This is a genomic window from Photorhabdus tasmaniensis, from assembly GCF_011189505.1.
Lineage (GTDB): Bacteria > Pseudomonadota > Gammaproteobacteria > Enterobacterales > Enterobacteriaceae > Photorhabdus > Photorhabdus tasmaniensis.
Genome location: NZ_PUJU01000260.1, coordinates 1 through 253, shown reverse-complemented (window position 1 = coordinate 253; position 253 = coordinate 1). Strand labels below are relative to the sequence as shown.

The window sequence follows — 253 nt, the reverse complement described above, 5'->3', positions numbered from 1 at the left end:
AAACAGAGCAAATCACCTATGTTAAAGGAATAAAAAAGAACTCTGACTTATTTATCAAAATGTTAGATGAACTGAATCATCAATATCCCCATGCGGAAACCCTCACATTAATCCTGGATAACTACGGGGAACCTCTAAAAACTCTCAATACAAAAAATAAGATCAATTTTGCACTCACCAATAAATGACCTTATTGTGTATGACTTTTTCTTGCTTTTTCAGCGGAAAAAATAAACTCATCGCTTTTTCATCA

1 pseudogene is annotated in these 253 nt (G+C 32.8%); it reads left to right on the top strand.

Annotation, left to right across the window (positions count from 1 at the left end):
- Positions 1-125 (top strand): annotated as a pseudogene (locus C5471_RS23810) (IS630 family transposase); the annotation flags it as partial.
- Positions 126-253 lie beyond the last annotated feature (128 nt).